The organism is Thiomicrospira sp. (genome assembly GCF_014859555.1).
Lineage (GTDB): Bacteria > Pseudomonadota > Gammaproteobacteria > Thiomicrospirales > Thiomicrospiraceae > Thiomicrospira.
The window spans coordinates 1-7,868 of the sequence record NZ_JACUTY010000064.1; the positions used below are offsets into that span (position 1 = coordinate 1).

A 7,868-nucleotide genomic window follows, 5' to 3' on the forward strand; every position below is an offset into this window, starting at 1 on the left:
TGCAGCAAGCGGGTATGGCGATGTTGGGTCAAGCGAACCAGCAATCACAGAACGTATTGTCGTTACTGAGATAATTGACTAGGCTTGTAGGCGCTCTAACTTGTTAGGGCGTCGGCCTTTACTAATTAAAGGAGAAGGTCATGGAAACGTCTGGACTTTCAAATAATATTGGATACCGAACGGATACTTCCAGTTCATCTCAGGTTGAGCAAAAAACGAGGCCTGCTGTTGAACAAGTTGAGAAATCGAAACCGGTTAATCAACCAGAGGTAACTAAAGCTGAGCTGTTGGAGGTTGATGTTGAACGTGTCAGTGATGCGCTTTCACAATATGGTTTAAGTGTCAGTTTTGATCGGGATGTTGAAACCAATCGACCGATTGTTCGAATTGTTGACAGTCAAACCGATGAGGTGATTAAGCAATATCCGACCGAAGGCGCATTGCAAGTAATGAAGAATATTCAAAACTATTTAATGCAACAACCAAGCTCTGGCATGGATAAACAACAATTGACAGGCGCCTTATTCAATGAAATCATATAGATGATGACTTTGTTAGGGAGTATTCACCATGAGCGAGTTAACCAGGCTGGCTACTACGGTGTCAAATCAGGTTTATGTAAATGCTACAAAAAATTCGTTCACGTCTTTTAACAATGATGGTAATGGACGATATCCGACGCAGCTAACGGATGTTTTAAAAACTGCGTCGCCCAAACAAAATGACGGTCGCTCGGAAAGTGCGGTTGCGCCTGTCGAAACGAAACAAGCAACGCCTGAAGCGTTAGATCAGGCTGTGCGTGTTGCAAATACCCAATTAGAGGCTTCAAAAACCAACTATCTAAGATTTGAGCGTGATGAATTAACCGATAAAATGGTGATTGCGATTAAGAATGCTCAAACCGATGAGTTGATAATGCAGATTCCTTCAGAAGACTTTCTTCGTATTGCTAAAAACATTGATGCTTATCTAAAGCAGGTTAACAATGGGTTTAGTGATAGTCCAAATTCAATGCCGGTGGGGTTGTTTACTAACCAGCAGGTGTAATGTTTCCCTTGTGTGTTAGCGGTCTTTATGGCCGCTTTTTTTCAGATAAATTTCTAAAGTTTTTAATTTAATGGTCGTTATCTTTTATACAGAGTAAATCAAAGCGTTTGTGTTGGTATAAAAGTCGCTTAGAACTTTTGCAATAAACGCCCTGACCAGGAGAAGTATTATGGCTAACGAAATTGGTAGTACGCTTTTAAACTCACTAACTAAGAGTTCATTTGATGTCGGAAACATGGCGAAGGTTTTGGCTGAAGCTGATGTGGCAGGGCCGTTAAATATTGTTGAGCGTAAATCTGAAAAATATAATACCGAGTTAAATGCCTTGAAGTACTTGCAAGCCAACTTAACCGCTTTTAATACCTATGCAAAAGATCTGGCTTCGCCAGATTTGTTCACAAAAAATAACGTAAGTTCTTCTAATGAAGCCGTTGTGTCGGCTTCTATAACGGGTTCAGCCACAGCGGGTTCGTATAATATTGAATCGATGCAGTTGGCTCAAGCGCATACGGTTATTTCAGGCAAAACCTTTGGTTCGCAATATGATGCCATTTCGAATGGTACGATGACGATTAACGGCCAAGATATTACGATTGATGATTCTAATAATACCTTGGAAGGTTTGCAGCGCACGATTAATGCATCGGGTCTGGGGGTGACGGCCTCGATTATTAATAATGGTGGGCAATATCAGTTGATGATGAGTGCAAATCAAACCGGAGCGGCAAGTCAGTTTACAGTAACTGGTCATCCAGATTTTGCTGGTGCGGATGAGTTTGCGGCGGTACCGGGTGCTGAAGGTCAGGATGCGATTATGAAGCTGAATGGCGTTCAGGTATCCAATTCGACTAACTCTTTTTCAGATGTTGTAAATGGTGTCACCTTTAATCTCAACTCACAAGCGGTTGGCACGACCCAGGTCGTATCGATTGCAAGCGATACCGAATCGGCCGTGACAGCAATCAAAGACTTTGTTCTGGTTTACAACCAGTTAGATACTATTTTGAAAGAGTTAGGTTCTTATAAGCCATTAACCGCAGCTGAAATGGAAGACCCTGAAAAAGAGTTTACTGGTGACTTGGCGGGTAACAGCTTGTTGAGAGATTTAAGAACGCAAATTCGAGAGTCTATGAGAGGCGAATTAGCCGGTGCAACTGGTTCTTTTGATTCACTGTCGAGTGTGGGGATTTCATTTGACCGCTATGGTCAAATGCAGCTAGACGAAGCGCAACTCAATTCGGTTATTAACTCTGATATGGGTTCTATTGCCACGTTGTTTTCAGCGGGTGGAACGGCTACCGATAATTTTGTTGATGTCACTGGTAGTTCGGCTAGGACACTTGAAGGTAGTTATGCATTGAATATCACTCAGGTGGCTGAGCGTGCCACAGTCGCGGGTGATACCGCGGTTGCGGCCGGTGGGGTAGATTTATCAGCTATGACAGCGGCGGAAAGAACCTTTAGCATTGGTGTTGATGGCGGTGCAGTGGTTGATATTACACTTGCCGCACAAAATTACGCCAGCCCGCAAGAGTTTGCCGCAGCAATGGCGGCGGCCATTAATGGCAATGCCGATATTATGGCTTCTGGCGCGCGCGTGAGTGTGAGTTTAGATGCGGCTAGCAATTTAAACATTACATCAAATCGTTTTGGTTCGACTTCAGGGGTTGATATATCAGCGTTTGCGCCAGCTGGGTTTAGTGCAGCGGCAACCGATATCGGCCAGAATGTGGATGGTACGCTTACCATGAGTAATGGCGCAACCGTAAATATTGGGGCTTATGCGGACATGAATGATGGCCGTAAAGTAAATATTTCTGATTTCGCGGTAGATTCTTCCGGCGCAGCAGCTGATATAAGAGGCTTGAAGTTCGAAGTGCAGGGCGGTGCTATTGGACCGAGAGGCACGATTGATTTTACCGAAGGCTTTGGTAGTAAAATGTTCAATACTATCAATAATGTTTTAGAGGCGGATACAGGCTTAATCGGACAGCGCGTGAACTCTTTAAATGATCGCTTGGGTGAGCTTGAAGAAAGACGTGAGAAGATTGATGTGCGATTTGAAAAAATGGAAATGAAGTATCGTATGCAGTTTTCCATGATGCAGTCGATCATGTCGCAGATGCAGGAAACTCAAAGCTTTTTGACTCAAACCTATAATAGACCTCAGCAATAATTAGACAGGGAGCTAAAAATGAGCTTAGCAATGCGTAATAAATTTGCTCAACAATATGCTAATAATTATGTTGAAACCGCCGTAGTTGAAGCGACGCCTCATAAATTAATAAAATTACTCTATGAGGCCGCGATTAAAAATCTAGGCGTAGCTAAGGTGTTTGTTGAGCGCAAAGACTATGCAAAAAAAGCCGAACATATTAATAAAGTTATCTCCATTCTGCATGGCTTAAAAGCGGGTTTGGACATGGATGCTGGTGGTGAAGTTGCAGGCAATCTTTGGGCTTTGTACGACTATATGGTGCGCCGAACCTTTCAAGCTTCTGCTAAAAATGATGTAGAAATGATTAACGAAGTGGTTGAGCTACTTAAAAATTTGGATGGCGCTTGGGGCGAGATGCCGGCTGATTACCAAAACTTGACACAGGATCAACTAAAGGTCATGCGTCAAAAACGGGCAGCACAATAGTGATTAAGCCAAAGGTATCTGAGCAGTTAAAATTGATCGCGCATTCCCAGCAAATGTTGGTGTGTGCGCAACAACAACGCTGGGATGAGTTGCGTCGATTGGAGGATCAATTTCAACCCATGTTGGAAGGTTTTTTTTTGAATGTCGATTTGCCTGAACAACAGGGTCGAGCTTTATCGGCTCAGTTGCTTGAGCAGAATGAGCAAATACAAACCTTGATAAAACAAGAGCAGACGCGTATTCTTGCTTTGCAAAATGCCGAAGGCCGTAATATTAAGGCGATGCAGCAGTATCTAGAAACACCTCAAAAATAAGTTCCTTTTGTTCTAATTATAAGTAATCTTTTAATTCTTGCTTGACGAAATTTTGACACTTTTGCTTTTTTTGAGAGTAGAATGTCTAAAAATTTCACTTGCGGCGAGAACATGTCTTTAAATCTTTTTTCTACCTTGGTTGGCGAAAGCCAGCTTATGCAGACTCTTTATGATTCGATCACCGATCTGGCCGCGACGGATGCGCCTGTTTTGATTTTGGGTGAATCGAGCACTGGCAAAGAGTCGGCTGCGCATGAATTGCATTACGAATCGGCCAGAGCATCGGCCTCATTTGTGGGTTTTAATTGCGCGGCGATTCCGCACGAGTTGTTGGAATCCGAAATTTTTGGCCATGTACAGGGCGCGTTTCAAGGCGCGATTACGGCTCGAAAAGGGCGGTTAGAATTAGCTCACGATGGCACCTTGTTCTTGGATGATGTTGATCATTTACCTATGCCGATTCAATTAAAGATCTTACACGCTTTGCAGCAAGGGGAATTTTACCCCATGGGCGCGCAGACACCTTTAAAAGTGAATATACGTTTGGTGGTGGGTGCGACCGAAAACTTGGTGCATTTGGTTGATGAAGGCTATTTCTCGGGCTCGCTTTACGCCTTGTTTCGTTCACATATTTTGCATATGCCGCCCCTGCGTGAACGCACCGACGATATTGAGTCGTTGTTTCAGGTGTTATTCGCCAAAGTCCAGTCTACCGATGTTTCACCGCCCTTGTTAGATAAGGCGGCATTAGAGTCTTTAAAAGACTACGATTGGCCGGGCAATATACGCGAGCTGGAATGTTTGGTTGAAAGTTTAGCGGTGAGTTTTGCCGGTAAACGGATTCGGTTGGAGGACTTGCCGGAACGCTATCGTGAACCTCACTCTAAAGATCAGTTACCCCTCGGTTTGATTGAAGATGAGATGGCTTTTTTGTTGTCTAATCACTTTAGTGAAGACGATGAATGTCGTGCCTTTATACCAGATACGAGCCATGAATATAGCCATAACCATCCAATGTCTCAAACCATAGAAGCACCAGGCCTGGTGGATATACCCAGTTTTGATTTGCATGCCGGCTTGCCGATGAAAACCTATTTACAGCAGGTTGAATTGGAAGTGATTTGTGGCGCATTGCAAACCACGAAAGGCAATGTATCGCAAGCCGCCAAACTGTTGCAAGTGAACCGAACCACCTTGATCGAAAAAATCCGCAAACACGATTTAAAGGAGCTTTATATTGCTTAATCAGGTCGAAAAAGATCGTTTGGAAGAATTGGAGCAAGCTTTTGCTTTATTTAACCAAACATCGGATCAACTGACTCAAGCCTATGAAGCCTTGCAAAACCAGGTGGTTCACTTACAACAACAATTAGCCCAAAGTGATTCCGAAAAACGCCGCGTAGCGGATCGTTTAGAACGTTTATTAACGCTGTTGCCCGCCGGTGTAATTGTGTTAAATGTGCATAATCAAATTATTGAGATGAACCCAAGCGCGCAGTCTATTTTGGGCGATGAAGCTTACGGACAGGCATGGAACGACGTAGTGCGGCGGGTTTTTTTAAGCACCAATGATGCGCAAGAGCTGATTACACATAACAAAACCATTTATCAATTATCTCAGGTACCATTAGACACGACCTTAGGTAAGATTTTATTGATTCAGGATGTGACGTCCGCACGTCAGCTGCAGGACCATATAAACCGCCATCAGCGTTTGCGTTCGATGGGCGAAATGGCGGCCTCACTCGCGCACCAAATTCGCACGCCTTTGGCGGCCGCTTTGTTGTATGTGTCCCAACTTTCGTCTGACGGCTTGGCGGAAGATAAACGCCATAAATTTGTCAATAAGAGCTTGTTAAGTCTTAAGCATTTGGATGGTCTGGTTAAGGATATGCTGCAGTATGCGAAAGGCGGCAGCGTGGGTGAAGCTATTATTGACTTAGACGGGCTCGTCGAAAGTCTGCAATCGGCCGTTGAACAGCAGGTGGTTAATAGTGACAGTCAATTGAATATTAAAAATAAAGCACCAGGCCTGGTGGTTAAGGGTGATCATGATTCGTTGATGACCGCCTTGCAAAACCTGGTGGTTAATGCCATAGATGTGGTGCGAATGCGTGCTAGCATTGATATCCGGATTCATGAGTCAGCCGATGGCTGGGTAGATTTAATTGTATCTGACCAAGGTCCCGGCATTGACCTGGCGATTCAAGAGAAAATATTTGAACCCTTTTATACCAGCCGTGCTAAAGGCACAGGGCTAGGTTTGGCGGTGGTGCGAACCGTTGCCGAAGCACATGGCGGTGAAGCTTGGGTGCGTTCTAAACCAGGCCAGGGCGCGCAATTTGGGATACGTTTGCCTTTGATTAAAGAGGATGTGGTGAGATGAGTATTGCGAAGATTTTGGTAGTTGAAGATGATCCAGAACTTCAAGAAGCTTTAACGGATATTCTCATGCTGAATGAGTTTGAGGTGTTAGCCGTGAGCTCGGCTGAAGAGGCTTTGGTCGCCTTGGATGATGATATTGGCATGGTGTTTTCAGATATACGCATGGATGGCATGGATGGCTATAATCTGATGAAACGCATCCGAGCTTTAAAACCGTATCTGCCGATTGTTCTGATGACCGCTTATGGCACGATTGAACAGGCGGTAGAGGCGATGAAAGAAGGCGCGGTGGATTATATGGTTAAGCCGTTTGAAGCGGGCGTGTTGGTGGAAAAAGCCAAAGCTTATTTTAATCGTGATGCCTCATCAGTAGATGACTTTATTGTGGCCGATCCGGTGACCACTCAAATTAAATTGATGGCCAATAAAGTGGCACAAAGCGAAGCCAGTGTGATGATCAGTGGTGAAAGTGGCACAGGTAAAGAGGTATTGGCGCGTTATATTCACCAGCAATCCGAGCGTCGTGAACAGCCGTTTGTGGCGATCAACTGTGCGGCGATCCCCGAAAACATGCTAGAAGCGGTGTTGTTTGGTTATGAAAAAGGCGCATTTACCGGTGCAATGAAAGCCATGCCGGGTAAGTTTGAACAAGCTCAAAACGGCACGATTTTTTTAGATGAAATTGGTGAGATGAAGCCGGACTTACAAGCGAAGTTGTTGCGCGTATTACAAGAGCGAGAAGTCGAACGTATTGGTTCGATCAAGTCGATTCAATTAGATTTGCGCGTGCTTAGCGCGTCAAATGTGGATATGAAATCTGCGATTTCGGACGGGCGCTTTCGCGAGGATTTGTTTTATCGCTTAAATGTGTTCCCTGTGCATTTACCGCCGTTGCGCGAACGCCCCAAAGATATTGCCGCGATTGCCGAAAAACTCTTATGTCGGCGCTGTGCAAACGCACGTGTGCAACCGGTTATTTCGGCGCCCGCTTTAAAAAAATTGATAGAATATGCTTGGCCAGGTAACATACGTGAACTGGATAACGTGATTCAGCGCGCCTTGGTGATGATGGTCGGGGATGCGATTAATGAGCAAGACTTATTGTTTGATGGCGACCATACTCGATCGCCGATGGCAGCTAGCCCAGAGAGAACGCGCGCGATTAAGATGGATGAAGATACGTTGGCCAAGGGAAACGAAGACAGTCTTGATTTAAAAGCACGAGAAGTCGAGTTGATATTAACCGCTCTCAAACGAAATAAAGGCCATCGTCAAAAAACAGCCGATGATTTAAACTTGAGTCCGCGCACGTTGCGTTATAAGCTAGCTAGACTTAAAGAGCAGGGTGTTGAAATTTCTTAATAGCCTGATAAAAAATGTTTTATTGGCATATGACTTGCTGGTTATGTGATAATAATCAATAGGGCACCTCGATTAACCCAGAATGAATTCTGGCAACGCCAAGTTTGTCAGATCAA

General features: G+C 44.4%; 8 protein-coding genes. All 8 read left to right on the forward strand.

Annotated features, from left to right (window positions below; all coding sequences use genetic code 11):
• The first annotated feature begins 140 nt into the window (after window positions 1–140).
• The 8 genes from IBX48_RS09075 to IBX48_RS09110 all read left to right on the forward strand — a co-directional run bounded on the left by IBX48_RS09075 (window position 141) and on the right by IBX48_RS09110 (window position 7,752).
• Entirely contained in the window at window positions 141–542 is a 402-nt protein-coding gene (locus IBX48_RS09075; protein ID WP_296833526.1) for a flagellar protein FlaG, read from the forward strand.
• A 28-nt stretch (window positions 543–570) separates the two neighbouring features.
• Window positions 571–1,047 carry a flagellar protein FlaG gene (locus tag IBX48_RS09080; protein WP_296833529.1) on the forward strand — a complete coding sequence of 159 codons (477 nt, stop codon included), beginning with the start codon at window positions 571–573 and terminating at the stop codon, window positions 1,045–1,047.
• Between the two features lie 169 nt (window positions 1,048–1,216).
• On the forward strand, window positions 1,217–3,223 hold the full coding sequence (gene fliD, locus IBX48_RS09085; RefSeq protein ID WP_296833532.1) for a flagellar filament capping protein FliD: 2,007 nt from the start codon (window positions 1,217–1,219) through the stop codon (window positions 3,221–3,223).
• A gap of 18 nt (window positions 3,224–3,241) precedes the next feature.
• The gene (gene fliS, locus IBX48_RS09090) at window positions 3,242–3,691 is read left to right on the forward strand and encodes a flagellar export chaperone FliS (protein ID WP_296833535.1); all 450 of its coding nucleotides are present in this window, start codon (window positions 3,242–3,244) and stop codon (window positions 3,689–3,691) included.
• On the forward strand, window positions 3,691–4,005 hold the full coding sequence (locus tag IBX48_RS09095) for a flagellar protein FliT (protein WP_296833537.1): 315 nt from the start codon (window positions 3,691–3,693) through the stop codon (window positions 4,003–4,005). Before fliS ends, IBX48_RS09095 begins: the two co-directional genes overlap by 1 nt.
• A 111-nt stretch (window positions 4,006–4,116) precedes the next feature.
• Complete coding sequence (locus tag IBX48_RS09100) at window positions 4,117–5,250, forward strand: sigma 54-interacting transcriptional regulator (RefSeq protein WP_296833540.1); 1,134 nt, start codon at window positions 4,117–4,119, stop codon at window positions 5,248–5,250.
• Window positions 5,243–6,391 carry an ATP-binding protein gene (locus IBX48_RS09105; protein ID WP_296833542.1) on the forward strand — a complete coding sequence of 383 codons (1,149 nt, stop codon included), beginning with the start codon at window positions 5,243–5,245 and terminating at the stop codon, window positions 6,389–6,391. The genes IBX48_RS09100 and IBX48_RS09105 overlap by 8 nt, the downstream gene beginning before the upstream one ends.
• Window positions 6,388–7,752: a sigma-54 dependent transcriptional regulator gene (locus IBX48_RS09110; protein WP_296833545.1), complete on the forward strand. Its 1,365-nt coding sequence runs from the start codon at window positions 6,388–6,390 to the stop codon at window positions 7,750–7,752. Before IBX48_RS09105 ends, IBX48_RS09110 begins: the two co-directional genes overlap by 4 nt.
• The last annotated feature ends 116 nt before the right edge of the window (window positions 7,753–7,868 follow it).

Excerpts from the sequence above, each read along its gene's own strand:
- fliD (WP_296833532.1), top strand. The coding sequence starts at position 1,217 with ATGGCTAACGAAATTGGTAGTACGCTTTTAAACTCACTAACTAAGAGT.
- IBX48_RS09080 (WP_296833529.1), top strand. The coding sequence starts at position 571 with ATGAGCGAGTTAACCAGGCTGGCTACTACGGTGTCAAATCAGGTTTAT.
- IBX48_RS09100 (WP_296833540.1), top strand. The coding sequence starts at position 4,117 with ATGTCTTTAAATCTTTTTTCTACCTTGGTTGGCGAAAGCCAGCTTATG.
- IBX48_RS09075 (WP_296833526.1), top strand. The coding sequence starts at position 141 with ATGGAAACGTCTGGACTTTCAAATAATATTGGATACCGAACGGATACT.
- fliS (WP_296833535.1), top strand. The coding sequence starts at position 3,242 with ATGAGCTTAGCAATGCGTAATAAATTTGCTCAACAATATGCTAATAAT.
- IBX48_RS09110 (WP_296833545.1), top strand. The coding sequence starts at position 6,388 with ATGAGTATTGCGAAGATTTTGGTAGTTGAAGATGATCCAGAACTTCAA.